The sequence below is a fragment of the Agrobacterium sp. DSM 25558 genome (assembly GCF_900100825.1).
Lineage (GTDB): Bacteria > Pseudomonadota > Alphaproteobacteria > Rhizobiales > Rhizobiaceae > Agrobacterium.
This window is the reverse complement of the sequence record NZ_FMUD01000010.1, coordinates 103,825-129,687: the sequence shown is the minus strand read 5'-3', so window position 1 is coordinate 129,687 and position 25,863 is coordinate 103,825. Positions and strand designations below refer to the sequence as shown.

The 25,863-nt window shown below is 57.0% G+C and carries 18 protein-coding genes and 1 pseudogene; 17 read left to right on the top strand and 2 right to left on the bottom strand.

Going from position 1 to position 25,863, the window contains the following annotated elements; translation table 11 throughout:
• The first annotated feature begins 269 nt into the window (after positions 1-269).
• The 17 genes and pseudogenes from tssI (at position 270) to DSM25558_RS11080 (ending at position 22,551) form a co-directional block, all read left to right on the top strand.
• Positions 270-2,537 (top strand): type VI secretion system tip protein TssI/VgrG, encoded by a 2,268-nt coding sequence (tssI, locus tag DSM25558_RS11165; RefSeq protein WP_077104725.1) that lies wholly within the window; start codon positions 270-272, stop codon positions 2,535-2,537.
• A 15-nt stretch (positions 2,538-2,552) separates the two neighbouring features.
• Entirely contained in the window at positions 2,553-3,671 is a 1,119-nt protein-coding gene (locus DSM25558_RS11160; RefSeq protein WP_077104723.1) for a DUF2169 family type VI secretion system accessory protein, read from the top strand.
• Positions 3,668-5,272 carry a DUF4150 domain-containing protein gene (locus DSM25558_RS11155; RefSeq protein WP_077104721.1) on the top strand — a complete coding sequence of 535 codons (1,605 nt, stop codon included), beginning with the start codon at positions 3,668-3,670 and terminating at the stop codon, positions 5,270-5,272. The genes DSM25558_RS11160 and DSM25558_RS11155 overlap by 4 nt, the downstream gene beginning before the upstream one ends.
• Before the next feature lie 3 nt (positions 5,273-5,275).
• On the top strand, positions 5,276-6,391 hold the full coding sequence (locus DSM25558_RS29300) for a hypothetical protein (RefSeq protein WP_143240077.1): 1,116 nt from the start codon (positions 5,276-5,278) through the stop codon (positions 6,389-6,391).
• Between the two features lie 407 nt (positions 6,392-6,798).
• Complete coding sequence (locus DSM25558_RS11140) at positions 6,799-7,482, top strand: hypothetical protein (RefSeq protein WP_143240076.1); 684 nt, start codon at positions 6,799-6,801, stop codon at positions 7,480-7,482.
• A gap of 747 nt (positions 7,483-8,229) precedes the next feature.
• Positions 8,230-8,408, top strand: a pseudogene (locus DSM25558_RS11135) (IS3 family transposase); the annotation flags it as partial.
• A 252-nt stretch (positions 8,409-8,660) separates the two neighbouring features.
• The gene (locus DSM25558_RS11130; protein WP_077104715.1) at positions 8,661-9,686 is read left to right on the top strand and encodes a ketopantoate reductase family protein; all 1,026 of its coding nucleotides are present in this window, start codon (positions 8,661-8,663) and stop codon (positions 9,684-9,686) included.
• Positions 9,687-9,729: 43 nt separating this feature from the next.
• The gene (locus DSM25558_RS11125; RefSeq protein ID WP_077104714.1) at positions 9,730-10,311 is read left to right on the top strand and encodes a TetR/AcrR family transcriptional regulator; all 582 of its coding nucleotides are present in this window, start codon (positions 9,730-9,732) and stop codon (positions 10,309-10,311) included.
• Positions 10,311-10,913 carry a 2-hydroxychromene-2-carboxylate isomerase gene (locus DSM25558_RS11120; protein ID WP_077104712.1) on the top strand — a complete coding sequence of 201 codons (603 nt, stop codon included), beginning with the start codon at positions 10,311-10,313 and terminating at the stop codon, positions 10,911-10,913. The genes DSM25558_RS11125 and DSM25558_RS11120 overlap by 1 nt, the downstream gene beginning before the upstream one ends.
• A gap of 45 nt (positions 10,914-10,958) precedes the next feature.
• Positions 10,959-13,298, top strand: coding sequence for a molybdopterin guanine dinucleotide-containing S/N-oxide reductase (locus DSM25558_RS11115; protein ID WP_077104710.1), 2,340 nt, complete (start codon positions 10,959-10,961; stop codon positions 13,296-13,298).
• A gap of 373 nt (positions 13,299-13,671) precedes the next feature.
• Positions 13,672-15,327, top strand: a complete 1,656-nt coding sequence (locus DSM25558_RS11110; protein WP_077104708.1) for an ABC transporter substrate-binding protein — start codon at positions 13,672-13,674, stop codon at positions 15,325-15,327.
• A 36-nt stretch (positions 15,328-15,363) separates the two neighbouring features.
• Entirely contained in the window at positions 15,364-16,374 is a 1,011-nt protein-coding gene (locus tag DSM25558_RS11105; protein WP_077104706.1) for an ABC transporter permease, read from the top strand.
• Positions 16,371-17,216: an ABC transporter permease gene (locus DSM25558_RS11100; protein ID WP_077104704.1), complete on the top strand. Its 846-nt coding sequence runs from the start codon at positions 16,371-16,373 to the stop codon at positions 17,214-17,216. The genes DSM25558_RS11105 and DSM25558_RS11100 overlap by 4 nt, the downstream gene beginning before the upstream one ends.
• Complete coding sequence (locus DSM25558_RS11095; protein WP_077104702.1) at positions 17,195-18,922, top strand: dipeptide ABC transporter ATP-binding protein; 1,728 nt, start codon at positions 17,195-17,197, stop codon at positions 18,920-18,922. The genes DSM25558_RS11100 and DSM25558_RS11095 overlap by 22 nt, the downstream gene beginning before the upstream one ends.
• On the top strand, positions 18,919-20,031 hold the full coding sequence (locus DSM25558_RS11090) for an LLM class flavin-dependent oxidoreductase (RefSeq protein WP_077104700.1): 1,113 nt from the start codon (positions 18,919-18,921) through the stop codon (positions 20,029-20,031). Before DSM25558_RS11095 ends, DSM25558_RS11090 begins: the two co-directional genes overlap by 4 nt.
• Before the next feature lie 128 nt (positions 20,032-20,159).
• A complete protein-coding gene (locus DSM25558_RS11085; RefSeq protein WP_077104698.1) occupies positions 20,160-21,263 on the top strand; it encodes an LLM class flavin-dependent oxidoreductase in 1,104 nt (367 codons plus the stop codon).
• Between the two features lie 109 nt (positions 21,264-21,372).
• Positions 21,373-22,551 carry an acyl-CoA dehydrogenase family protein gene (locus DSM25558_RS11080; RefSeq protein ID WP_077104696.1) on the top strand — a complete coding sequence of 393 codons (1,179 nt, stop codon included), beginning with the start codon at positions 21,373-21,375 and terminating at the stop codon, positions 22,549-22,551.
• A gap of 226 nt (positions 22,552-22,777) precedes the next feature.
• Here the strand turns inward: DSM25558_RS11080 and DSM25558_RS11075 are convergent, their stop codons facing one another.
• Together DSM25558_RS11075 and DSM25558_RS11070 are read right to left on the bottom strand one after the other, a co-directional pair.
• A complete protein-coding gene (locus DSM25558_RS11075; RefSeq protein ID WP_077104694.1) occupies positions 22,778-24,166 on the bottom strand; it encodes an alpha-glucosidase/alpha-galactosidase in 1,389 nt (462 codons plus the stop codon).
• A gap of 19 nt (positions 24,167-24,185) precedes the next feature.
• A complete protein-coding gene (locus DSM25558_RS11070) occupies positions 24,186-25,853 on the bottom strand; it encodes an ABC transporter ATP-binding protein (protein WP_077104693.1) in 1,668 nt (555 codons plus the stop codon).
• Positions 25,854-25,863: the final 10 nt, after the last annotated feature.

Here is a 25,863-nt window from a genome sequence, read left to right as displayed (position 1 = left end):
GTATTGCTTCGTCTGTAAGCTTGAGCTTTCCTACGTTTGTTCGCTAACACATTGTCCATATCCACTGGCACCATGAATGTCACCTCACCCGTCGATCCTTGAGATTAGGCGGCAGATTAAGGCGAGTTTGGGATGCCAAGCGAATATTATAGGCTATCGGTTGCAAATAAGGTCTTATCTCCTTGCTTTTGCCACAATGATTGATTGCATTCCGTACAGATTTTGACAGCTGATTGATATTTTATCCAATCCGATCACCGGGGCTCCCCATGACCGACCAGCCATCGTCGTCCGATTTCATCCAAGCCAGCCGTGTTTTAAAGGTCAAGTCGCCGATCGGCGAAGACCAGTTGCTGCCCGAGCGGATGATCATCAACGAAGGCGTATCACAACTGTTCGAGATACAGCTGAATGTCCGTGCCAAGAACGAAGCGGTCAAGCCGGAAGAACTGATCGGTCGATTGGTCGACGTTTCAATCGAGGTTCAACAGGGCGATGGCGAGGAAGGTAGCGGTATCCGCCGCCCGTTCAACGGTCTCGTGACCAACCTGCACGAGGGACCGCCGATTACTCGCGGTCTACGCTCCTACGCCATGACCATCCGCCCGCAGATGTGGTTATTGTCGCGCCGTTCAGACTGCCGCATCTGGATGGATAAGACTTCGGTCGATATCGTCGAAACGCTGTTTTCCGAGCACGGCATTCCAGCTCCGGATACATCGGGTGTCATTTCACCGCCACCTACGCAGCACTACAGCACCCAGTTCAACGAGACCGATCTCGACTATCTCTTGCGTCGCTTTGAAGAGGACGGTCTTTTTTACTTTTTTTCCCACGAAGACGGCTCTCACAAGCTGCATGTGGCAGATACCGCCAACGGATGGCTTGGACCATCACCTTCAGCACAGGGTGAAGGCAAAGTGAGATTGGCACAGGGCTCATCAGACCGCAACCACATCAATGACTGGGCCCGACGCTTTTCCTACGTGCCCGGTCAGCGTGCAGGGGCCGACTGGAATTTCGAGACACCCGGCATGGTGCCCAGCAATATGACGCCGTCACTGGTGCAGATGCCCGATGCGACCAAGCGCGAGCTTTACGAATACCCTGCCCGCATCAAGACGGTGGAAGAGGCAGAGCGTGCCCAAAAACTACGTTCCCAATCCATCGAGGCGGACCATGACCGCGTCTTCGGCGGATCGACCTCCCGCATTTTGGAAGCCGGTCGTCGCTTCACGCCTTACGAGGTGGCCCATCCCGAGCACGAATACGAAGAGCATGTGATCATCCGGGCAAGCCACACCATTGTTGACCGCTCCTATGAGACCAACAGCAATGAGCCGGAATACCGCAACGCCTTCGAGGCCATCCCTGCACGCGTTCCGCTCACCCCGCACCGCACCACCAAACGCCCGAAGATCGAGGGCACGCAAGTGGCCATCGTCGCCGGACCGGAAGGCGAAGAAATACACCCGGATCAATATGGCCGCATCAAGCTGTGGTTCCCATGGGACCGTAAGGCGAAGAAGGACGGGACGGATACGTGCTGGGTGCGGGTCAGTCAGGCATGGGGTGGCGGAACATGGGGTGCGCAGGTCATTCCACGCATTGGCATGGAAGTGATGGTGGCCTTTGTGGATGGCGATCCAGATCGTCCGCTGGTGACGGGTGTCGTGAACAATCCAAAAAATTCGGTGCCCTACGACCTTCCCGCAAACAAGACCCGCATGGTCCTGCGCTCCAATACCCATAAGGGCGACGGCTTCAACGAAATTACATTCGAGGATGAAGCAGGCAAGGAAAACCAGTTCTTCCATGCCCAGAAGGATCAGACCACCCGCGTTCTCAACGACCGCACGAAGCGCATTGACCGCCATGAGGTGGCCTCCGTTGGAGGTAACCGTGCCGTTGAAGTGTCCGGCAACCAGAAGCATGAGATCGGTGGATCGGTGAACACGGTCGTCGGTGGCACTGGACCGATGGCGATGATGGCTATGGCGGGTGTTCAGGCACTATCGGGTCACACCGCCGGACTGCTGTCACAGGCTGCCCAAATCGCGGGCGGCGGCGGGTCTGGTGTGGCAGCCTTCGCAACCACGCTGGCGTCTTCCGCCCTCGGCTTCCTTGGCGCTGGCGGCATGTCGTCGCGCGAGGGTGTGGTCTCAGGCCCCAGCCCGCGTTCCGATGCAGGCACGGCGCTTGCAGGCTCAGGTACGGGTGTGGGCACCGATGCTTCCGGTCTCTTCCCGCTCCCCGGCATCATGAACACGATCGTCAGCACCTTCAAGTCAGACAGCGTTGGTGTCGCGCATGCCGAACAGATCGGTGTCAGCAAGGTCACGAATGTCGGTCAGACTTCGCTGGAAAGCGTGGGCAAGTTCAAGAAGATCGCGGTCGGTGAGGAGTTCGTCATAGAGTGCGGCGATTCCAAGTTCATCATGAAGTCCAACGGCGAGGTCATCATCCTCGGCAAGACGTTCAATTTCGTGGCGACCGATCATTTCCAGCTTCGCGGCAAGCCGATCGATCTGAACTGATGAAGGGGCTGGCCCGTGGAGCTTGATAATCGACTTCCGTTTCCCGCCATGGCCTTTCGTCAGTTCGACACCGAGGGGGAACTGGATTGTGTCGTGTCCGTCCGCGCGACATTCATGCATGTTCAGGACGGTATGCTCGAGATCGCCGAGGAGCAGGAAAGCTTCCAGTGGGAGGACGCTTACGAGGGCGATCCGCATCAAACCGTCCTTCTGCGCCAGAGCGATCTCACCCCTGACAAACCTGCAACGGACGTCACGTTTCTGGGACATGCCTGGTCTCCCTCGGGAGAGCCTGAACAGTCCTGGCGGGCCTCGTTGAGGCTGGGACAGGTGTTCAAGGAGATCGACGTTTCCGGGCCGCGCTTCTGGGAGCCTGTGATCAAGGAGAAGTGGGCCGGGTTTTCCGCAAAGGAGCCCAAACGCGTCATCGCAGACTGGACGCTGACGGAACCCGAACCAGCAAGGAGCGTCAGCGTCTGCTGGCGCAATGCCTATGGAGGCGCGATCCCCGGCACCGGAGATGTCGAAACAGAGACACCTGTTGACGTTGAACGCAGGAACCCGCTCGGATGCGGCATCGTCAACCTCGATATGCCTCACGACACCCATCCCGTACCCGCGCCCCAGATCACCGCACCCAATGAAGCGCTGGACTGGCGGCAAACGCCGGCGCCTCAAGGGCTGGGTCTCGTATCGCCATGGTGGCGTTCGCGCCAGCAACATACGGGAACCTACGACGACGACTGGGTGGAGAAACGTCATCCTCTCTTGCCGCGCGATTTCGATCGTCGGTTTTGGCAATCCGCACATCCCGATCTGATAGCGGCTCCGTATCTTCGGGGTGATGAAGCATACGAGCTCTCAAATTTGCATCCTCATCACCCGGTCGCCCGAGGCAAGCTGCCCGGTCTCACGCTCGGCGTTCATTGCTCTCGCGAGGATCGAGACGACTGGCACGTGCTCGAACTCGATGGTGTCCAGTTCGACTGGCGTAACGATGGGCGGGTCCTGCTAACCTGGCGGGCGAGATTTCCCTTGCCAGACGCAGGCGAAACGACCCTCACTTTGACGCGTGTCCGGTTGATTCCGCCTGAAGTCGAGACTGCCACGGTCAAAGAGGGAGAGATGGCATGAGCATCCCTCGTGACTATGCTGGCGAGCCGCAATATCCCGAGCCTTGGACGACGAATAAGCCACGTGAGGGCTTGCGCGACATCGACGAGGCCCGAATCGTCTCGCTGGCACCGGATGTATGTTTGACCCCCGTCGGCTCCTCAGTGGTCCCCATTCCGTACCCGGTCGTAGATTTTTGCGGTCATGACAAGAACTACACGCCTTCGGTCCGCTTCACGCGAAAGAAGGCCATGGTCATGCGCTCCTGCACGACGCACGTGCATGGCGACGCGCCGGGTATCAGAAAGGGCCGAAAGTCCGGCACTGTCGATAACATCTGTGAGCCTATCGGTCACGCCGATCAGGTCCGAGCCGAAGGCTCAAACGTCATTCGCCACCTCGATCGCTTCTACATGAACAACAAGAACACCGAAGGGGAAGCGATTTTCGTTCGCAGCACCCAGACCTACGGCCCTCCGAAGGACGATGATCCGGTCCCGGGATCGTTAAGGTCAAACGGCGGAGATGAAGAAGGCAGGGTTGTTAGCGACGCTTCTCCCGAGCCGTTGATCGAAGGTGAACAGTACGCCCTTGCGAGCGGGGCCACGGCAGCCGCGAAAAGCTCGCCGCAGGTAGCCACCACAACCCGAGGGGGCGCGTTACCCAAACCAACCGCGCCGACGGTGCCGAGAGGACCTGGTGAGGTGATACGTCCGGGCCCGGGGCGCGCGCCGCTTTGGCATCGACCGCCCATGCCTGCGAAGGTCGCCGAGTCTTTGGGGCAGAGGGCGCTGCCGTGGCTGGGCAGGCTCGGCAAGTTCGGAGCGAGGTTTCTCGGAACGGCGGTCGCCGTCTTGTGGCCAAGTGAACTCGGAGCGCCGATATCCGAGCGGCTGGGTGGAGGACTGTTCCCCCGCGACGAGGAAGAGTTCGATATCGTCAGGACTGCGGAGGAAGCGGTGCGCACGGGACGCCTGAAATTGGACGAAGGGGTCCAGTGGAGTCGTGACGCCATTACCCAATACCGCCAACGTCTCGACGACGACAACGAGCGTGCGAGAGAGGAAGTGGAAAAGAATCCTCGATTGGGAGCTGCCTTGGACCACAACGTCAGGGTGGACACAAAGGACCGCAAGAAGTGGCCGTGCGTTGTCGGTCCCTACAAGTGGGTGGAGACGATTTGTCCCGGCGAAGCGCACCACATCATTCCCGACATGGTCTACCGGCTCGGCAAGGCACCTAAGCTCGAGCCCGACAGGAATTCGAACGCGAACAGAATACCCTATTCCCCGACCTACAACGAGGGACAGGCCATCTGCCTTAGCCCAGGCATGCACAGGACCGACGACGATGCGGTCCACAAGTCGCTGAATCCCGCCCTTAAGCTTTTGGGGGAAAGACATGTTCCCAACGGAACTGCTCCGTTGGGCGAGATCAGGGCTGCCACCCACCAGGCGATCAACATGATCTCCAACCTGCCCGAAAAATGTAAGAAATTGGCCAGGGATGCGGCCACGGTGCAGGTAGGAAGCAAATCCAGACAACCCGGGAGGACAACGCGCTTGCCGCCCAAAGATGCGGACGCCATAAGGGTTCTATCGGGTGGAAGCTACGCGAGGTAAATCATGACGAACTACGATCCGCTGCGCATGACCGCAGCCACGGCATTGTCCGAAAGCAAGTTCTGCATCGCCTTTAGCGAAGCGGATTACGACGACATGTATTCCATCGTCCTGGTCTACGAGGGAGGCTTTGACCAGCCGTGGACCAGATTCGACATTCCCCGCATCATAGACAGCGTGACGGGCTGGATCGGCAAAGACGGAAAGCCTTTCGTCTTCGCGAAGAGCGACGAGGGTGACGTCTACGACCTCTCCGCAGGAACCGAGCCGAAGCACAGCAAGATCATCGGTTCTGGAGTATATAGCGAGGATGCCGCGGGGCTTGGTTACACGAACCGTATCGTTGCGATCGGCGACACGTTGCTGGTAACTGGTCATAATTCCCAGCTCTACATCCGAGAACGCGACCAGTGGACATGGTTCAAGAGGGACAAGCTGCCGATGCCATCGGAGGAGTTCGACCATCTCGTGTTTGGTGCGCTCGCTGGCCCTTCGCTTGACGACCTCTATATGGCAGTCACCTGCATGCCTAAGGCTTCGGGAAGGGAGTTGACCGAGGAAGAGGAGGACCGGGCAGCGGAACTGTTCGATCTGGGACGACCCGACGAAGCGCTCGCCATCCACCATGCGGCCGAAGGCGAGACCAAGGTCATGGAAGGTCGGCTTTACCACTGGAACGGAACCAATTGGAAGGTGGTCGCCACCCCGAGAGACGGTCAACACTACGCCCAACCAGCGGTACTGTCGGACGTTTTCGTAGAAACTCCCGACAAGGTATGGGCGGTTGGAGAGAACGGCGTCATTCTGGATGGCAACGCAGAGCACGGCTTCAGCGACGTTTCATTCAAGGGAGACGACGAGGACTTGAGATCGATAACCCGGTTTGGTGACAGGATCACAGTTGGCTCTGATTACGGACTCTATTCATTTGATGGACATATCCTGTCCCCGCTGAAACCCACGCTTGATCCGTCCATCAACAAGAACGTCCCCAATCCGCTCAATGTTCAAACTGTTGGCGACACGCTTTACTTCTTCGACAGGAAGCACGGCGTTCAAACATTCGACGGTGCAGAGTGGACCGCGATCACGATCCCAGCCCCCCTGCTCAAACGATAATATCGCTTGTTGAACGCAGATAAGTCGTCTTCCGGCCGCCGCCGCTTCACCCCTAGAATGCCTGAACTGCACGGCGATTATATTTCCCACTCAGAGGCTTCCAACGATGCGCTTTGTGTGGCCGGCCGGAAAGATATTTTTCTTTTCGATGGAAATGCATGGGAGCGAAAACAGAAACCCGATCTTTGAGTCAGAACCGTCAGATGTGCTCAGAAGAAGGTTTTGAAGAACTGTGCGACGCGTCGGTGACCGATGTTCTGTAACGTCGGCGCGCCACTTCAGAGACAATGTACTTCGAAGAGGGTCTAGCGAAGGTGATCAGCCATCTGAAGATGTTAGCGCGGTACACTTTCATGATCGCCGTCCTATTCTGCATTCTTTCCACAGCGCAATTTGCAGGAGCCCAAATGCCATCTGAAGAATATGCCGATATCATCGCCTTCGCGTCCGATTTCTCGGGAGATGACCCCACTATCATTAGCCGGGTACGGGCAATGGCGGCCAACCCGCCCGCGGATATGGAGACCGTCGGATTTTACGGCGTGGAGGATTATTCTTCGCGGCATCGGTTATTTCTCGCCACGGTAAATCTGCTAGACAACGCGGGAAAGCTCCACTCGGTCGAAGACAAGTACACCAGTGAAATTTTCTCGATCTGGGAGGAAGGCGGCGTCATAGACAAGACCACGTTAGGTCCGGTCGCAAATGCCGTTTTCGGCCCTCTGATAGTTGGAGAACAACCTCCGGGACCGATAAGCGCTTATCATGATCTCGTCTGGTCACACTATGCCCTCGCCACGAAGGAACTGGAGCAGAGCATCCTGGACAGCGGTAAGGTTCTCCTGTCGATCGATGCGACGGACGGCGATACGATGTTTTTCGCGCTCGTGTCTCCCGTGATCGCTAACCGTTGGCGGGACAAGGCGCTAAGCGAGCAAGCAGGATATCGCGCCGGAGTACGCTCCCCGATGTGGGATCGTTTTTGGGAAAACTTGACTTACTCTACCCGAGGAATGGTGGCTGGCGACGACCGGAAAGGCCTTCCACCAGGCACTCGCGAACGGGACGAAACGATTCCGTTTGCGAAATGAACATTGTTTATTCAGCGGGTCTTCATCCCTAAGTTCCACAGATTTGTCCGTTCACGCTTCTGCTAAGTCAGGTGCCGGTGGCCGCTATCGAAATCATTTAAATTTTCCAAGAGGCAGTTGACCCCCGATTATTTGTTCCCTAATCGTTCTCACATGCAAAACATGTCCCGCCTCACACGAATACGTTGATCCCCGCCTGCCGCGACGATCAACCGTTTTCCATGAGGTTTCGAAAAGGGTGTCGCACAGCGCGCGAAGTCGCTTCGCTCGAGCCGTAGCAATGCATCTATCAGGTCGTTTGCACCCGCGGCTTCCATCAAATGTGACGGGCCTGCCATCTACTGATCCCAGCCATCTCGCGATGTCGCCTGCATTCTCGATCTTAATCCCTCCATGGCGTTGCATGTCGTTGTCACTGGAGCTTGGAGAACTGCGCATGTTCCTGACTTTATTGTATTCGACAGCGACGGCTTCCAGGTTCTGATGGATGCGCCGGACAGGCTACTGCCCTGCGATGCGCCTTCGATTGAGAAATCGGCCGACCAGGTTGGCCTACAGTATCGGTTGCTTTCCCCGGAGGAAATCTACGACGGTCCGAGGCTTCAGTACGCGCGAGACCTCTTGCGCTACGGCAGCGTCCAACTGGCGCTGGGCGATCGACTGAAAGTCCTCGCCGTTTTGAATGACGAAGGCAGCCTGACGGTGGCGGAGTGCCTGACGATTTTCACCGAAACCAGACCTCCCATCGCGGGTCTGGCTCATCGACGGGGACCATGGCGCAACTTCGAAGCCGTGTAGTTCGCCACGCTGGAATGGGTCGACTGGTTTAAAACCGCCCCCTTCTGGTGCCCATCGGAAACACTCCACCCGCCAAGGCCGAAGAACGATACTTTGCCATACTGAACGAAACAGCCATGGCCGCATGACTTAAACCAAACGGTCTCCAGCAAACCCGCTGCGGTTCATCTGGCGGCGTCGGCTTTGACTTGTTGGGACGTGTACTCCAATGATGAAACCATTGGAGGTGACGGAGTTCGGGGAAATCGGCTTAACTGAAACAAATTTCTACTAAGTTTATATAAATAGAACGACCGGTCTTCCTTGCTGGATGTCTATCGTGAAAGAATGAACGCGGAATCAAACATCGCGCGCAATCCGAATAAGGCGAAGAACGACATATGCCACGTTATGTTATCATTGGGGCTGGTGCGGTTGGCGCGAGCTTGGCAGCTCAATTTGCCCTGTCTGGAATCGACTATGTTTTGGTCGGGCGGGGTGATCAGATCGCTCATATCACGCAACATGGCCTAAACTACCGAAGGCCGGAGGGTACGCGGCAGATAACGCTTAACGCATTCGATCTTTCTGATCCGCAGGACCTGACCCCAAATGACATTCTGCTGCTGACCGTCAAATCGCAGGACGCCGCAAGCGCACTTGCCTTCTGGTCTTGGAGAAGTGTCTCAGGATCGAAATCTCCAGCATCGGCAATCCTTCCCATCGTAACCTTCCAAAATGGGCTATCTACAGAGTCTGTTGCGCTAAGAACGTTCGCAAATGTTTATGGGGCGAGCATATTGACGCCTGCAAGGTTTACGGAGACCGGAACCGTTGTCGTTGGAGGCGTGCCGCAGCCGGGAATCGTGACGTTGGGTCGTTTTCCGAAGGGACACGATAAAGACAGCCAGCAGATAGCAGCCGATCTGACCAGCGCTGGCTATCTCGCAGAGGCGACTGGCGATATAAGCCGCTGGAAGGCGGCCAAGCTGCTGCACAACGTCCGCAACGTGCTGGAATTGTTTGACGGCCCGGAGCCGTTGCGCGAAACGCTCAGCACGGCCATCGTGGAAGAAGCTCGGCTGGTTCTATCCGCCGCAGGTTATTCGTTTGCAGCACCTTCGGAGCGAACAATAGACATCAGTCACTGGCGCATCGCACCCGACAGCGGCATCGTGCCTGGTCAGCAATCGACCTGGCAAAGTTTTACGCGCGGCGCGTCCAGCGAAGTCGACTTCCTCAATGGCGAAATCGTACTTCTTGGTCGTCTTCATGGCATTGCATCGCCCTATAATAAGGCCGTTCAAACGCTCGCCGGTGTACTTGCCCAGAAGGGCGCATTTACAGAACCGCTCCCCTTGGAGGCGATCTTTTCACTGCTGGACGAGGAAGATCCGTCCCAACCTCATCTGAGTGTCGGGGCATGACGCGACCAACCAAGATTTTGATAAGATAGTTTGAAGCGATGCAATGAAAGAAGCCATATCAGACCATATCCTCTCCGCAGCCGGGACCCTCTTCTACCGAGAAGGCATCCGGGCTGTCGGCATCGATCGCATCATTGAGGAAGCCAAGGTTGCCAAAGCGACGCTTTATCGGCACTTCCCATCGAAAGACCACCTCGTCGCCGCCTATTTGCTGGCGCGCCACGAGCGCGTGATCCAGTCGCTGCATGAAGTGCTCTCCGCCGCCACATCTCCCAGAAAGCAGATCGGATCAATATTCGAGCGGCTTTACGAAAAGGCGGACAGCCCGGACTTCCGGGGTTGCGCCTTTGCTCTGGCGGTTGCCGAGCATGGAGATTCCGAAAAAGTTTCGTCCGTGGCCCGCCTTCACAAGACCATGGTGAGGGACGTTTTTGCCGCGGTTCTGGCGAAATCGGCAAACACGAACGATCTAGCCGCCGCCCATCTTTCGCTTCTCTACGAAGGAGCCCTGGCAACGGTCGCCGTCGGACGGGATCCAAACGCCGTGCTCGTTGCGCGTGACTGCGCGCTGTTCGTTTTCGATGCGGCATCTCCCATCCATCAACCCAACCGAAAGCAAGCATAATGACAAAGACGATCGATTATTTCTTCAGCATCGGTTCGCCCTGGGCGTTCATCGGGCTTGAGCCATTTGCCGACCTGGCGAACCAGTACGACGCGACGATACGGCCTCATGTCATTCCGCTGATCGAGGAAAATGGCGGCATCTATTCACGCAACCGCCCGGAGGTTCGCCGCGCGTATTGGACCAAGGATCTCAAGCGCTGGGCCGCATTGCGTGGCAAGGTGCTGAACTTCGACAACCGGGCGAGCTTGTCCGATCCGGGACCGGCAGGGGCTTTGGTCGTGGCGGCAATCGAGACTGGCGATGATTGGCTCAAACTGACCTTGGCGCTTCAGGAAGCGTTCTGGTTGCGTGGCGAAGACATTGGCAGCTTAGAAGTCCGTCGCAAGATTGCAAATGCCGCGGGTTTCGATGGCTCTGCATTGGAAGACCGTGCTCAGAGTGAAGCCACGGAGGCAATCCGCAAGGCCGGCTACGAGGCGGCTAAGGCCGCAGGTGTGTTCGGCGTGCCAACCTATCGCTACGAGAGTGAACTTTATTGGGGGCAGGATAGCCTTCCTTTCCTCGAGCGTCATCTCAAGGGCGAGAAGCTCGCCGCTTGATCAAAAGATGAGAAGAGCTGAACATATGCGATTGTGAGGGTGATAATGAATTCCTTTAAACCCCACAGTTCTCACTGGGGCGCTTTCTCCGGGCGTGTCGTCGGTGGCCGGTTGGAGATCCGGCCGCATGACAACGATCCGCACCCCTCGCCCTTGCTCGGCAATCTCCCTGCTGTCGCAGACAGTCCCGTGCGTATCAGGTGCCCAGCCATCAGACGCGGATGGCTGGAAGGAAATAGTGACCACGCGCAAAAACGCGGCGCGGACGAATTCATCGAGGTGTCATGGGAAGAAGCAGAGAGGATCGTCTCCGCTGAACTCAGCCGGGTCTATCAAACGCATGGCCCGGCATCTGTTTTCGGTGGTTCCTATGGCTGGTCAAGCGCGGGCCGATTTCACCATGCCCAAAGCCAGATTCATCGCTTTTTAAACGTCCTTGGCGGCTATGTGCGTTCCGTCAACACCTACAGTTCCGGGGCTGCGATGGTGATCATCCCGCATGTCCTTGGACCTTACGACAGCTTTGACCGAAAAAGCGTGACCTGGGACGCGATAGAACGCAGCACGGGCCTCGTCCTGGCCTTCGGCGGAATGGCCATCAAGAACGCCGATGTCCATGGCGGCGGTATCAGCCAGCACACGGTCCGGCAGAAACTGGGCGGCGCGGCTCAAAGGGGCGCGCACTTCATATCCGTTAGCCCCTTGAGGGATGATTTTCCCACAGAATTGAAAGCGGAATGGCTACCGATCAAACCCGGCACCGACGTCGCGCTCATGCTTGGGCTCGCCCAATGCTTCGTCTCAGAGGGATTGCATGATCAAGCATTTCTGCAGCGCTACACAGTCGGATATGATAGGTTCGAGAAATATCTCTCCGGCGAAGGGGATGGTCAGCCCAAAAGCCCGGAATGGGCCGCGACGATCTGCGGCATCGATCCCGAGACGATCCGTAATCTCGCGCGGAGGATGGCAAGCAACAGAACGCTGATCACTGTCAGCCACTCCCTTCAGCGGGCTGATTATGGCGAGCAGCCGGTCTGGACGGGAATTGTGCTTGCAGCCATGCTCGGCCAGATCGGGCTTGATGGGGGCGGCTTCTCCTACTCTCTCGGCGCGCTTGGCAATATTGGCAAGAAACTGCTGGCGGTCCCCTTGCCCACGCTTAGCCAGTTTAAAAATCCGGTGCCGGACTACATACCCTGCGCGCGCATTGCGGACATGCTGCTCGATCCCGGCGGTGAGCTCCATTACAACGGACATGCCCTGCGCTATCCGGACATCCGCCTCGTCTACTGGGCTGGCGGCAATCCATTCCATCATCATCAGGATATCAATCGGCTCAGAGCTGCGTTCAAGCGCCCCGAGACGATCATCGTTCATGAGTCCGCCTGGACCTCGACAGCCAGACATGCTGACATCGTGCTACCCGCCACGACCACCCTGGAGCGCGACGACATCGGTGCAGCCGACCGTGATTCCCTTATGATCGCGATGAAGCGTCTGATAGAGCCCGTCGGTGAAGCGCGTGACGATTATGACATATTTGCCGGTATTGCGCGGCAACTCGGCCATTTCGATGCTTTCACCGAAGGGCGTAACAGCCGGGAATGGCTTGCCTTTCTTTATGAAACGACACGGTCTGCACTGGAAGCCCAGGGGCAGGACGCGCCGGACTTTGAAACGTTCTGGCAGCGCGGCGAGCTTGTTCTTCCGACGAAATCCGAGGATGGAGGTCCCGCAAACGCCTTCCGGCTAGATCCTGAGACAACGCCACTGCCAACGCCTTCCGGCAGGATCGAAATTTTCTCGAAGACTGTCGAAAGCTTCGGCTATGACGACTGCGCGGGTCATCCACGCTGGTATCCTGTACGAAGTGAGGTATCTGGTGAGACCGATCTTCATCCGCTTTACGTCGTCTGCAATCAGCCTCATCAACGGCTGCACAGCCAGCTCGATTTTGGCGATTTCAGCCGCTCGACCAAGATCAGTAATCGCGAGCCGGTTCGTATCAACCCGCAAGATGCAGCCCAGCGCGGGATTTCCGCTGGCGACATCGTGAGGCTTTTCAACGGACGCGGCAGCTGCCTAGCAGGGGCGGTGCTTAGCGAGGATGTCATGCCTGGTGTCATGCAGCTTGCGACGGGCGCATGGTTCGAGCCAAGCGATCCGGCAGCGGAGAAGACCATGTGTGTCCACGGTAATCCCAATATCCTCACCCATGACATCGGCACCTCGAAGCTTGCCCAGGGCTCGACCGGGCAAATTACGAGGGTTCAGATCGAACGTTACACAGACGATCTTCCCGAGGTGAGGATTTTCGAGGCCATGACATTTGCGGAGCGCGACGACGAACTGGTGGCCCGACGTTCAGGTTGCATGGCGTAGCCGACGCCAGTTCAAGACAGTACTGAAACACCAATCCAAACAGCGGCGAAAATTGCGATAAATTAATCCCCTAATTCCATAGAAAAAGAACAACTAGTCTTTCTCTCTCCCGCGCGACTGCTAGGTTAGAGGTCAAGATAAACAGCTCTAACGCAAGGGACTGCGTCATGACCGGATTATGTAGAAGCGGGTGCGCTCCACGAGCTGGCGAGTTCCAATAGACCTTCACCAGCCCTAGCGGCGCTCCCTTTCCAACATTCGAAAGCTTCCACAGCTCGCCAGCGCAACGCGGCGGACATCGTCGACGCGTGGCTGCGATGCGCTGAAGAAGCCAAAGGTAACAAGAATTTCTATTTTCACTCAGGATTGCATCATGGTCAGACTCTTCCCAAAACGCTCTTTTTCCCGACGCAAGCTGCTTTTTACGGCATCTATCGCCGCCTCGGCAGCGCTCTTCCTATCCGCAGCAGCTCCGCTCGCAGTTCAGGCGGCAGACGGCCCGCATGACGGCGGCGACATTACATTCCTGATCGATTCCCTCGGCGACACCTGGATCCCCAACAACAGCGCCATATCCAGTTTTCAAGGACACGTCTGGGGCCATGTCGCAGACAAGCTCCTCTATGTGGACGCCGAAGGTAAAGCCAGCCCGTGGATCGCCGAGAAGTGGGAGCAAAATGACGCTGCTACGGAATTCACCCTTCATTTGAAGAGCGGCGTGACGTTTTCGGACGGCGAACCCCTGGATGCAAAGGCCGTGGTTGCCAATCTGAACATCTGGTATGCGGGCCGAAAAAACGAGGGCATCAACCCCATCGGCCTTTTCCCGAAAACCTATGACCGCGCCGAGGCTATCGACGCCACCACGGTGAAGGTGTTCTTCAAAAAGCCGACGCTTGGCTTCATTCCAACGCTTGGCTACCATGGCTCAATCCTCATCTCTCCCAAGACGATTGCCCAGCCCGCAAGCGTGCAGGCTGATCTCAGCAAGACAGCCGGCAGTGGCCCCTATGTCGTTGAATCCTGGAAGGAGGGTGACCACGTCACCCTGGTCAAGCGCAAGGATTACAATTGGGGTCCGTCCGCCGTTGGCCACACGGGTCCGGCCTATCTCGATACCATCACCTACAAACTCGTGTCGGAGCCGTCACTTCGCGTGGCTTCCGTCCAGTCCGGTCAGGCGGATGTGGCTTATAATGCCTCTCCCCAGGAGTTGAAGTCGCTGAAGGAGGAAGGGTTTACCGTTGCGACGCCACGTTATCTCGGTTTCGTCAATGGTTGGGCCGTCAATACCAAGCTGCAACCCTATGACGACGTGAAGGTGCGCCAAGCTCTTCAGTCCGGCATAAATCGCCAGGAAATTATCGACACCGTCTATACGCCGGACTGGCAACTCGCAAAGTCCTTCATCCAGAGCAACGTGCCTGGCGCGACAGACCACAGTGACCTCTTGGCTTACAGCCCGGATAAGTCGGAAAAGCTTCTGGATGAAGCAGGATGGGTGAAGGGCGCGGATGGCGTTCGTGTCAAAGACGGCAAGCCGCTGGAGTTAACGATCCATTCCAACCCCTATCTGGCCACGTCGAAATCCGTCGATGAACTTATTGCACAACAGCTCGGAAAACTTGGCTGGAAGGTCAATATTCGCACTTACGACGTCGTCACGTTTGGCGAAAAGGTCAAGTTCGGCGGTGCAGCAGTGCCGACCTACGAAGTCACGCGCAGTTTCATCGATGCCGGCACCGTCGCAAGCATCCTGACGAACGCCAATAATGGTGAGAACTGGTTTGCTCTGGATGAGCGTGACGCAACCCTGAACGATTTGCGCGACAAGATTGCCGGTGCCGGCTCCGTGGAGGAGCGCAAGCCCCTGCTCGAGAATTTGCAGAAATATGTTCTGGAGCAGGGTTATTTCATTCCGCGCACACAGATCGTCCAGCGTATCTATGTGCAGTCTCCAAACCTCAAGGGCGAAGTCTATAACGGCGTAGCCTATGCCAGCTACTACACGGCTTACATTGCCGAGTGAGACGCAACTCATGAATAAACTCAAGGAGGTGACGGCATGAGCAATGCTTACCTAACCTACGCCGCAAAACGGCTCGGCCAGGCGATTGTCGTCATCCTTCTGGCCTATATCTTCACCTTCGTGGTCGTCAGCATTTTGCCTGGCGACCCTATTACCAGCGTTTTGCGCAACCCGCAAAACGGCTTTACCGAACAGGAAATTGCCGAGATCATCGCTGCGCAAGGGTTGGATCAACCGGTCATCGTACAGCTTTGGCACTCTCTGTCGTCATTTCTTACCGGCGATCTCGGCATGTCGATGCGCTCAAATCGGCCCGTCTCAACCTTGATTGCCGAGGTTCTGCCATCGACTCTCGTTCTGGCGGCATCAGGCTTAACGGTTGCCCTGATCCTGGCCTTTACTGTTGCCTATGGTACGCAGGTTGTGCCGAAGAAATATGGGCAAGGCTTGCTTCGGGCCTTTCCCTCACTTTTCTTGTCGACACCAAACTTCGTCATCGGCCTGTTCCTGATCCATCTTTTCGGATTTCAGCTGAGACTGTTCCGGGTGATCGAGCCGGACAGTTTTTGGGCAACCTTCTTTGCCGCCATCACGATCGGCATTCCTTTTTCCGCGCAGATTGCGGAAGTTCTGATTGCCAATCTCGATCATGAGGCCGAGCAGGATTACGCAGCGGTGGCGCGCAGCCGCGGCATTGGGCCGAAGCGGCTCTTTGCCACCCATCTTCTCAAGCCCGCTTCGCTTCCGGTCGTCACGGTCATTGCACTCACGGTGGGTGAGCTTCTCGGCAATTCGCTGATCACTGAAACCGTCTTCGGGCGCACGGGAATTGGTAGTCTGGTGCAACGCTCTGTGAGCACGCAGGATCTACCGGTTCTTCAGGCGATTGTCTCGCTCGGTGCCGTCGTCTTCGTGGTCGTCAATCTGATCGCCGATCTTCTCTATCCATTGCTCGACCCACGCGTGAAAATCATCATTGGCGCCAAGCGTCGCCAGTCCATCGCCGATGACGCAAGTCTTCCTCTGGGGACAGGAGCAAAGCCATGAGCCTCATCTCTAGTCCGGTTTCTGGCGAAAGCTTTTTTGACAGGATCAAATCCTTGAATATCACGCCAACGGTTGCGGTCGCCTTTGCGGTCATCGCCATCGTCGTTGCGTGGTCGATTGCGCCGCAATTCTTTACCAGCCACAGCCCGGTCAATGGTATCCCGGCTGACAAACTGCTTGGACCAAGCCTGGCCCACTGGTTCGGCACGGACCATCTGGGACGTGACCTCTACACGCGTGTCGTTTACGGCACCGCGTCATCCGTATCGAGCGCACTGGTCGCCGTGGTGATTGGTGTGGTGATTGGCGGCCTGATCGGACTGCTTGCCGGTTTCTTCGGTGGGTGGATCGACGTCGTCTTTGCCCGACTTGTCGATGTGCTGCTGTCGATCCCGAAATTTCTGCTTGCCGTCATCATCGTCACGGCCATCGGCTTTGAAACAATCAATGCGGCAATCGCAACGGGGATTTCGGCCATCGCCTTCTTTGCGCGGGTGGCCCGCTCCGAAGTCATCAAGACCCGCCAAGCGACCTTTGTCGAGGCGTCATTTTTACTCGGCGGTTCGCGTCGCTTTATCGTTCTGAGGCATGTGCTGCCCAATGCATCGCGCTCGATGCTGCCGCTTGCCGTGTTGCAATTCGGCGAGTCCATCCTCGTCATCGCAAGCCTGGCTTTCCTCGGCTATGGCGACCCGCCACCCTCCTCCGACTGGGGCCTGCTGATCTCTATCGGCAAAGACTACCTCAAATGGCCCTGGCTCGTTTATGCGCCCGCGTTCGTTACGATCGTTACCGTCCTCTCTGTCAACAGGATCAGCCGATGGCTTCGCAAATCGCACTGAAAATAGCGCCCACCGAGATCGAAACTGAAACTCGGCTTCCGTCATCACGACCCGCAACACCGCTCCTGACGGTGGAAAATCTTGGCGTTTCTTATGGTCAACAAGAGGTCGTTCACAATGTCGGCTTTGAAATCCGGCGCGGCGAAAGCCTGGCCCTCATCGGTGAATCGGGCTCGGGTAAGTCCACGATCGCAAAAGCGGTTCTACGGCTCCTCCCCAATGGCGCAGCCGCAACGGGCAAGGTGGTGTTCGACAGACAGGATATACTCGCTCTTCCCGAAAGGCGCTTCAGGCCGTATCGCGGCCGGGAGATTGGGTTTGTCCCGCAGGATCCAGGCAATTCCCTCAATCCTGTCCGCACCATCGGCTCTCAGGCGCTTGAAGCCGCGGCCCTGACGGATGAGGTCGATCCGGCAGTTCGCAAGGCGCTCATTCTGGAGACCTTTGCCAAGGTCGGACTCGACAATCCTCAACGTGCGTATGAGTCCTATCCGCATCAGCTTTCTGGCGGAATGCTGCAACGTGTTCTGATTGCGCTTGCGATTTTGCCCCGCCCTGCCCTCCTGGTTGCCGACGAGCCAACCTCCGCGCTCGATGTGACCATTCAGAAACGTATCCTCGATCTGCTTTCACGGTTGCAGGAAGAGCTGAACATCAGCCTCCTGCTGATAACGCATGATCTTGCCATTGCCGCAGAACGTGCTGACAGCCTGGTCGTCCTCAAGAACGGTGTCATCCAGGAAGCCGGCAAGACATCCACTGTCTTTTCGTCCCCCAACTCTCTTTACGCGAAGAAGCTTCACGGTGACGTGCCAGCTCTTAATCCAAACCGCTACGCAAAGCTGCGCGACCCGGGTTTCAAGCAGAACACGCAAAAGAAACCTGCGAAAATTTCGGTCAACGGTGTCACCAAGAGCTTCACGGTTGACGGCAACATTCTGACAGCCGTTGACGATATCTCCTTCAGCGTCCCCGCAGGTACGACTCACGCGCTTGTTGGCGAGTCCGGCTCGGGCAAGACGACGACGATACGCCTTCTGCTTGGGCTTGAAGAGCCGGAAGCCGGTTCGATCACCGTTGGCGAAGATGTCGTCAGCAGCAAGAGCCGCTCGGATCTTCGATCCGTCTGGCGGCACCTGCAACTGGTCTATCAGAATCCCTTCACCTCGCTTGATCCTGCCTGGAAGGTCGAGCAGCTCATTCGCGAACCACTGGACCGCTTCAAGATCGGGACGCCAAATGAGCGCTCCGAGGCGGTCAAGGAAGCGATCGCCAATGTGGGATTGAGCGAAAACCTGCTGGAACGCAAGCCGTCAGCTTTGTCGGGTGGGCAACGTCAACGCGTGGCAATCGCGCGCGCGCTTGTTTTGAGGCCGGACGTCATCGTGCTGGATGAACCAACCTCGGCACTTGATGTCAGCGTGCAGGCCGACATTGTCGAGGTGTTGCTGTCGCTCCAGGCAAAATTGGGCCTGACCTATGTCTTCGTGTCCCATGATCTCGCACTCGTTCGCCAGCTCGCACATACGGTCTCCGTCATGCAGCGGGGTCGCATTGTCGAACATGGAAGCGTGTCGGACATCTTCGCCAATCCACAGCACGACTACACGGCCTCACTGCTGGATTCCATCCCCTCCGGGATTGCCGAGGTCCATGGCTCGAAGCAAGCGATCCAATGCGTTCAACGCAAGGAACATATCGGATGAATATCGCATCCCCTTCCGCAGAGCTTCCGGTTTCGTTTCGACCCAAACAGCGATTGGGGTTCAATACGCGTGTTTCGTTCAATGACGATGATGGACCGGCCCATGGGCTGCTGGAGGGCATCGAGCTGTTCAAACAGGCAGAACGTCTGGGATACCAGTCGGGATGGGCCTATCAGAGGCATTTCGACCACTATCTTTCCTCCCCGCTTCCGTTTTTCGCAGCTGTAGGCCAGCACACACACAACATCACGCTTGGTTCGGCCGTCATTCCCATGCGCTATCAGGACCCAATTCTGCTGGCGGAGGCGGCTGCGACGACAGACCTGTTGATTGACGGGCGGCTTGAACTTGCGATTTCGACCGGTGCCAATGGCGCGTTCGACGCTGTTTTCGGTGTTGTCGATACCGACTCTCGAACAGAGGCCAAACGTCGTCAATCGCGCTTCCTGTCAGCTATATCAGGAGATGTTCTGCACACCGTCACCGAGAAGAACAACGGGGCGCCAGTCGGCGCAGAGTTGCGCGTGACGCCGCACAGTCCGACATTGCGCAGTCGCATCCGGCAAGGGTCTGCCAGCATCGATTCTGCTGTTCAGGCGGCTGAACTCGGTATCGGCCTTATATCCGGTACGGTTCTGCACGGTCATGACGAAGGCGAGAGCTTTGGGCACTATCAGGCCCGCATCATCGAGGCGTACCGCACCCACTGGCTGCGCTTGTGGAAGACACCGCCGCCGCCAGTCGCTGTCGCAGCCTCCATCCTGGTCGGCACGACGCCTGAATTGCGGGAAAAATATGCGGCCTACGATCTTGAGCGCCGAACGGTGGGCATTGCCGCCTCGCGGCCCAAGGGTGCGCTTGCGCCTGCCAGCGCACCTTCCGGAGCACAGATTTCTCCTGTTTTTCAGGGCTCAGCGGATGAGGTCATAGAGGCAGTCTTTAACGATCCAGGCTTGGCTGCAGCCGATGAACTCGCACTGTTCTTGCCGCCAGCCTTTTGCCTTTCCGACAATATTCGTCTGCTTAGCGATCTGGCAACGACTGTTGCGCCCGCATTGGGTTGGACGCCCGCGAGTCTCGACACGTCTCTGAAGCAATCTTCGATCTGAGGTTCTAGAGCGCCTCTGTAGTCAGGCAATATTTTCTATAATATCCATAGAAATAGAAAGACCTGTCTTCCTCATTTGCGAGCCGGGCCTTAGCTTTTACCAACATTCGAGAACACAAAGGAGCTCCCATGGCCGCGGAATTCATAAGCGTCAGCTTTCCCAATGCGTCAAATGATCTAAATCCTGTTCCGGATGCTCCCATTGATCCGCTGTTTCTGGAGCGTTATGCGCGCGCGCTCGACGATTACGGGTTCAACTATACACTCATTCCCTATTCGTCCTCTTCTTTTGATCCATTCACGCTGGGTGCCACCGTGCTGGCGCACACCAAGCACATCAAGATCATTGTCGCCCTGCGACCGAACACGGTTTATCCGACGGTGGCTGCGAAATCACTTGCCACACTTGATCAGTTAAGCGGTGGCCGCGTGGTCGTCCACTTCATCGCTGGTGGTAGCGACGATGAACAGGCGCGCGAAGGAGATTTTCTCACCAAGGACGAGCGATACGAACGGCAGGAGGAATATATCCGCATTCTCCGGCTGGCGTGGACATCTACCGAACCCTTCGACTTCGATGGAAAATATTATCAGTTCAAGCAGTTCCGTAGTGCTGTGCGTCCGACAAACGGCCTTATCCCGATCTCCCTTGGCGGCTCCTCCGACGCTGCCTATCGCATCGGTGGCTCCCTATGCGACATCTTCGGTCTTTGGGGTGAACCTCTCGCGGAAACGAAGCAGCAAATCGACCGCATCTATGCCGAAGCAGCAAAGGCTGGCCGAACAGATCGTCCGCGTATCTGGGTCACCTTCCGGCCCATCGTCGCAGAAACGGATGAACTGGCTTGGGAAAAGGCGCATCGCGTTCTCGATCAGCTGAATGCCAACCGTCAAAAGGGCCTTTCCCGCGCTCCCGTCAATGCGATCACACCAGCCAATGTCGGCTCGCAGCGTCTTCTCGATATCGCAAAGCGCGGCGATGTGCATGACCGGGCGCTTTGGTACCCGACTGTTACCGCGACCAATGCAAGCGGTGCGACAACCGCGCTGGTGGGATCTCCGCGCACCATCGCCGATTCCATTCTCGATTACATCGATCTCGGCTGCGATCTGATCTCGATCCGAGGCTACGATAATTTCAACGACGCCATCGATTACGGGCGATACATCCTGCCCCTCGTGCGCGAAGGCATCCGCGAGCGCGAAGACGCAAAGAGGAAGGCAGCCGCCTGATCATGGGCGTCCGGTCGCAGAGCCGGGCAGCACCATCTTTCTCTTCCAAAACATCGGAAGCCACGCTCTGGCTGGTTCCGGTGTCGGTTCCCAGAAGGTCGTAACCCGCATGTCCTATGATCCCACCGCACTTGATAGAGCTGTGCACATCGTTGCCGAGGCCGCCCCAGATGCGGATCAGACCGGTCAGTTTCCCTGGACCGGCATTCGCGCCGTTCATAAAGCCGGTCTTCTCGAAAGCACTGTTGCGACACGCTACGGCGGTGCGGGCGGTACCCTCAGCACGGCCGCTCATATTCTGGCGGCACTTGGGCGGGGCGACCCTTCAGTGGCGCTGATCAGCGCCATGACGATTTTCAATCACTTGGGGCAGGCCGCCAAAGGCCACTGGCCGGAAGGCCTGTACCGGCAACTCCTATCCCAGGCAAAAGACCAGCCGCTGCTTTTGAATGCAGCACGTGTGGAGCCTGAGCTCGGTTCGCCTGCTCGCGGTGGATTGCCCGCCACGCGGGCGCGCAGGACGGCGAATGGCTGGGCGATCACGGGTCGCAAGCGTTTTGTGACGGGTGCTTATGGCCTCACCCACTTCCTTGTTTGGGCACATACCGATGAAGTTCAATCACGCATCGGTACCTTCGTCGTACCGAACCGCTTGCCGGGCATCACGATCATCGAGAACTGGAAGAGCCTAGGCATGCGGGCAACGGGTTCTCACGATGTCGAATATGTCAATGTTGAAATTCCGGTGGAGAATGTATTGGAATTGGCCGATCCTTCGGTTGCCCAACAGGATAACCGCAGTCACGCAGCAATGAACCTCGCCTTGACGGCAATTTACCTTGGCGCTGCCGAAGCAGCACAAGAGGCATTCATTCGGTTCGCGCACGAGCGAGTTCCCGCCAATCTCGGCCATCCTGTCGCACAGACCGAACGTTTCGTGACACTTTCAGGAGAAATCGATCTTCTGGTTTCAGGCGCGCGCCAGATCATTTTTGGCGCGCTTGACGGTGATCTGAATGACGCCGAGCGCGTAATCCGCGCACGACTTCTGGCGGGCCGTCAGATACGCGATGCCGTTCAGATCGCAGTCAGAGGCATCGGCAATCCTGGACTGAATGTCGATCTCGGTCTGGAGCGGCATTTTCGCGATATCCAGTCCGTACTCGTCCACGCTCCACAAGAGGACACCTCCGTCGCCATTCTCGGCCGTGCGGCATTCAATCGCTGGAAGAGCGCCGAGAGTGAACGGATAAATACGCCAATTCTTGCGGTCGCAAAGACGGCCTGACACGTGCGCATGCCACACCTCCGTGTGCCCCCAAAGAAGAGATTACAAATGAGCAGTAATCTGATCGTCGGCTTTTCAGGCAACACGACGCGCGCCTCCAGTATCGTCCGACTGAGGCAAATGGCAACACCCCAAGCTGTTATTAAATGTCGCGTAATCAGCCTTTTGCGATAATTTTTGCGCGAGTCACGAGGAACTGGGATAACGGCCTTGATCGCGTCTCGCATCATGAAACATCACAGTACAGTGGTGCAGCTTGCTCCGGCTTAAACTGGGTCCACTCTGGCAACCAGTCGCGATGGGCAACAAGCAATTCTTCAACGAGTGACCAAATCTGGTCGAGGTCAAGTTCTGCTGCCGTATGGGGATCCAGCATAGCTGCATGAAAAATATGCTCCCTGTTTTCTGTCATTAATGCAGCGACAGTCAGTTCCTGTACGTTAATGTTGGTGCGCATCAGTGCCGTCAGCTGCGGCGGTAGTTCGCCAACAAAGGTTGGCTGGATACCGTTAAGGTCTACAAGGCACGGCACCTCTGCCGCACAATTGGCTGGCAGTGAGGTGATGCAACCATTGTTGCGCAGGTTGCCATAAATGACAGATGGCTCCCCCGTCCATACCGAGTTAATAATCGATGAGGCGTATTCCTTGGACTTCTTGACCTCTATCTTCTGTGCGGAACGATAGGCCTTCGTTTGACCTTTCCACTTTTCAATTTGCTCAATGCAGCGTTTTGGGTACTCATCCAACGGAATGCCAAACTTTTTGATGAGATCGTCACGCCCGTCCTTGATGAAATAGGGCGTGTATTCGGCAAAATGCTCCGAACTTTCGGTCACGAAGTAGCCGAGGCGGGTCAGCATCTCATACCGCACCTTGTTGACGCATCGCGGGTTCCAACCCGGCTTCGGCGCGCGACCTTCACGATAGGCGCGCACAAGATCGGGGTACAGGTTGCGGTAACTGCCATCCGATTGACGATGTTCGAATTCCAGAAAGAACGCCATGTGGTTGATACCGGCGGAACGGTAGCGGATTTCCTCATAGGGAATTTCAAGGTCTTCAGCCAGTTCCATCGCTGTGCCCTGTACGGAATGGCAAAGCCCAACCTGGCGGATCGTCGGGTACTTTTCGGCAATCGCCCAGGTGTTGATGGCCATCGGGTTCACATATTGCAGCATGATCGCCTCAGGGCAGACGGCAAGCATGTCTTCGCAAATCTTCCACAAATGCGGAACGGTGCGTAAGCCGCGCATGATACCGCCAACGCCCAGTGTATCGGCGATGGTCTGGCGCAGGCCGTATTTTTTGGGCAGCTCAAAATCTGTAACCGTGCACGGCTCGTATCCGCCAATCTGGAATGCGACGACGACAAAATCCGCGCCGCTCAGCGCCTTGCGCTGATCCGTATGGGTTTCGACGGTCGCCTTGGCACCCAGCGTCGAAATTAGCTTGTTGACGACGATGACGCTTTCTTCCAGACGCTGCGGGTTGATGTCCATCAGTGCAATCTTTGCGCCGGACAATGCGGGGCGTTGCAGCACATCGCCTATGATATTTTTCATGAACACCGTCGATCCGGCCCCGATGAAGGTGATCCGTGGATTTCTTGCCATATGTGTCTCCGATAGCAGGTCAGGCGATTTCGAATGCGGCTTTGACAAGCCGTTGGGTGTAAGCGGTCTGTGGATTGGCCAGCACGTCTTCCACTGGCCCTTCCTCCACAATGCGACCGTTTTGCATGACGATGACCCGGTGGCAGAGCGCGCGCACCACCTTCAGATCATGCGAAATGAACAGATAGCTCAGCCCTCTTTCATCCTGGAGCTTGCGCAGCAGGGCGATGATCTGAGACTGGACCGAAAGGTCGAGCGCCGATGTCGGCTCATCCAGCAGAATGAACTCCGGCTCCAGCGCGATGGCGCGGGCAATCGCGATGCGTTGCCGCTGGCCGCCAGAAAACTCATGCGGGAAACGCGACAGAATGTTGGTGGGCATGCCGGAAGCGGACAGCGCATCGCACACACGCTCCAGCCTCTCCGCCTTGTTCGCTCCCAGCCCGTTGACGATGAGCCCTTCCTCGATGATCTGGCCGATGGTCATGCGGGGATTGAGCGACGAAAACGGGTCTTGAAACACCACCTGCATCCGCGACCGCAAGGGCCGCATCTCAGTGCGGGACTTGCCATGGATCGGCTCGTTGTCGAAGAGAATACGGCCGCCCTGCGGCTCATTCAGCCGCAGCAGCGATTGCCCGAAGGTCGTCTTTCCGGACCCGGATTCGCCCACGATACCAAGGGTTTCATGCCTATGAATCGTCAGTCCCAGACTATCGACCGCAATTAACTCTCTCAGTTGTGGCTTGAACACACCACCATGCCGCAACATGAAGGATACCCGCACATCGCTGGCTTCCAGCAACATTGTAGAGCCAGATGGCATTGGTTGAGCCTGCCCCTGCGGCTCGGAATCCAGAAGCTTTTTGGTGTAGGGGTGGCGCGGGTTGGTGAAGATGGCTTCAGTCGTTTTGTGCTCACGCACCTCGCCATGCTGCATGACATAAACGTAATCGGAAAACTTCCGCACGATAGTCAGATCGTGAGTAATGAGCACGACGGCCATGCCACGGGCCTGCTGCAACTCGCGGATCAGGTTGAGAATTTGCGCCTGTACCGTCACATCCAGTGCCGTTGTCGGCTCGTCGGCAATCAGCACGTCCGGATCATTCGACAAGGCCATGGCAATCATCACACGCTGACGCTGCCCGCCGGAGAGCTGGTGCGGATATTGTTTCAACCGGGCTACCGGGTCGGGAATATGCACTTGTTTCAACAGTTCCAGCGCCCGCGCCTCAGCCTGCTTGCGGCTCATTCGGTTATGAACGCGGATGGCTTCAACGATTTGGCTGCCGATGGTGTAGATCGGGTTCAGCGAACTCATTGGCTCCTGGAAAATCATCGCCAAACGGTTACCGCGCATGGCGCGGCGCGCACGTTCCGGCAATTTTAGAATATTCTTTCCCTCGTAGGATACGGAAGCGCCACTTGAAACAACGGCGCGTTTGGACAAGAGCCCCATAATGGTGCGCGCCGTGACGGATTTGCCGGAACCGGATTCCCCGACAATGGCGATGGTTTCACCGCGATAAAGCTGGAACGACACGCCTTTCACGGCATCGACGGTTCCATGTTCCACCTTGAAATTAACCGCAATGTTGCGGGCATCGATGATCGGCGCATCCTGACGCGATGCGTGGTCGAAGCGAGTATCGGGCGCAAATGATGCCAGCGAGGACGTCACCATTTTAGTCTCC

Bases quoted from the DNA above. Each gene is read 5' to 3' on its own strand.
- tssI (WP_077104725.1), top strand. From the start codon at position 270: ATGACCGACCAGCCATCGTCGTCCGATTTCATCCAAGCCAGCCGTGTT.
- DSM25558_RS11155 (WP_077104721.1), top strand. From the start codon at position 3,668: ATGAGCATCCCTCGTGACTATGCTGGCGAGCCGCAATATCCCGAGCCT.
- DSM25558_RS29300 (WP_143240077.1), top strand. From the start codon at position 5,276: ATGACGAACTACGATCCGCTGCGCATGACCGCAGCCACGGCATTGTCC.
- DSM25558_RS11140 (WP_143240076.1), top strand. From the start codon at position 6,799: ATGCCATCTGAAGAATATGCCGATATCATCGCCTTCGCGTCCGATTTC.
- DSM25558_RS11130 (WP_077104715.1), top strand. From the start codon at position 8,661: ATGCCACGTTATGTTATCATTGGGGCTGGTGCGGTTGGCGCGAGCTTG.
- DSM25558_RS11125 (WP_077104714.1), top strand. From the start codon at position 9,730: ATGAAAGAAGCCATATCAGACCATATCCTCTCCGCAGCCGGGACCCTC.
- DSM25558_RS11120 (WP_077104712.1), top strand. From the start codon at position 10,311: ATGACAAAGACGATCGATTATTTCTTCAGCATCGGTTCGCCCTGGGCG.
- DSM25558_RS11115 (WP_077104710.1), top strand. From the start codon at position 10,959: ATGAATTCCTTTAAACCCCACAGTTCTCACTGGGGCGCTTTCTCCGGG.
- DSM25558_RS11110 (WP_077104708.1), top strand. From the start codon at position 13,672: ATGGTCAGACTCTTCCCAAAACGCTCTTTTTCCCGACGCAAGCTGCTT.
- DSM25558_RS11105 (WP_077104706.1), top strand. From the start codon at position 15,364: ATGAGCAATGCTTACCTAACCTACGCCGCAAAACGGCTCGGCCAGGCG.
- DSM25558_RS11100 (WP_077104704.1), top strand. From the start codon at position 16,371: ATGAGCCTCATCTCTAGTCCGGTTTCTGGCGAAAGCTTTTTTGACAGG.
- DSM25558_RS11095 (WP_077104702.1), top strand. From the start codon at position 17,195: ATGGCTTCGCAAATCGCACTGAAAATAGCGCCCACCGAGATCGAAACT.
- DSM25558_RS11090 (WP_077104700.1), top strand. From the start codon at position 18,919: ATGAATATCGCATCCCCTTCCGCAGAGCTTCCGGTTTCGTTTCGACCC.
- DSM25558_RS11085 (WP_077104698.1), top strand. From the start codon at position 20,160: ATGGCCGCGGAATTCATAAGCGTCAGCTTTCCCAATGCGTCAAATGAT.
- DSM25558_RS11080 (WP_077104696.1), top strand. From the start codon at position 21,373: ATGTCCTATGATCCCACCGCACTTGATAGAGCTGTGCACATCGTTGCC.
- DSM25558_RS11075 (WP_077104694.1), bottom strand. From the start codon at position 24,166: ATGGCAAGAAATCCACGGATCACCTTCATCGGGGCCGGATCGACGGTG.
- DSM25558_RS11070 (WP_077104693.1), bottom strand. From the start codon at position 25,853: ATGGTGACGTCCTCGCTGGCATCATTTGCGCCCGATACTCGCTTCGAC.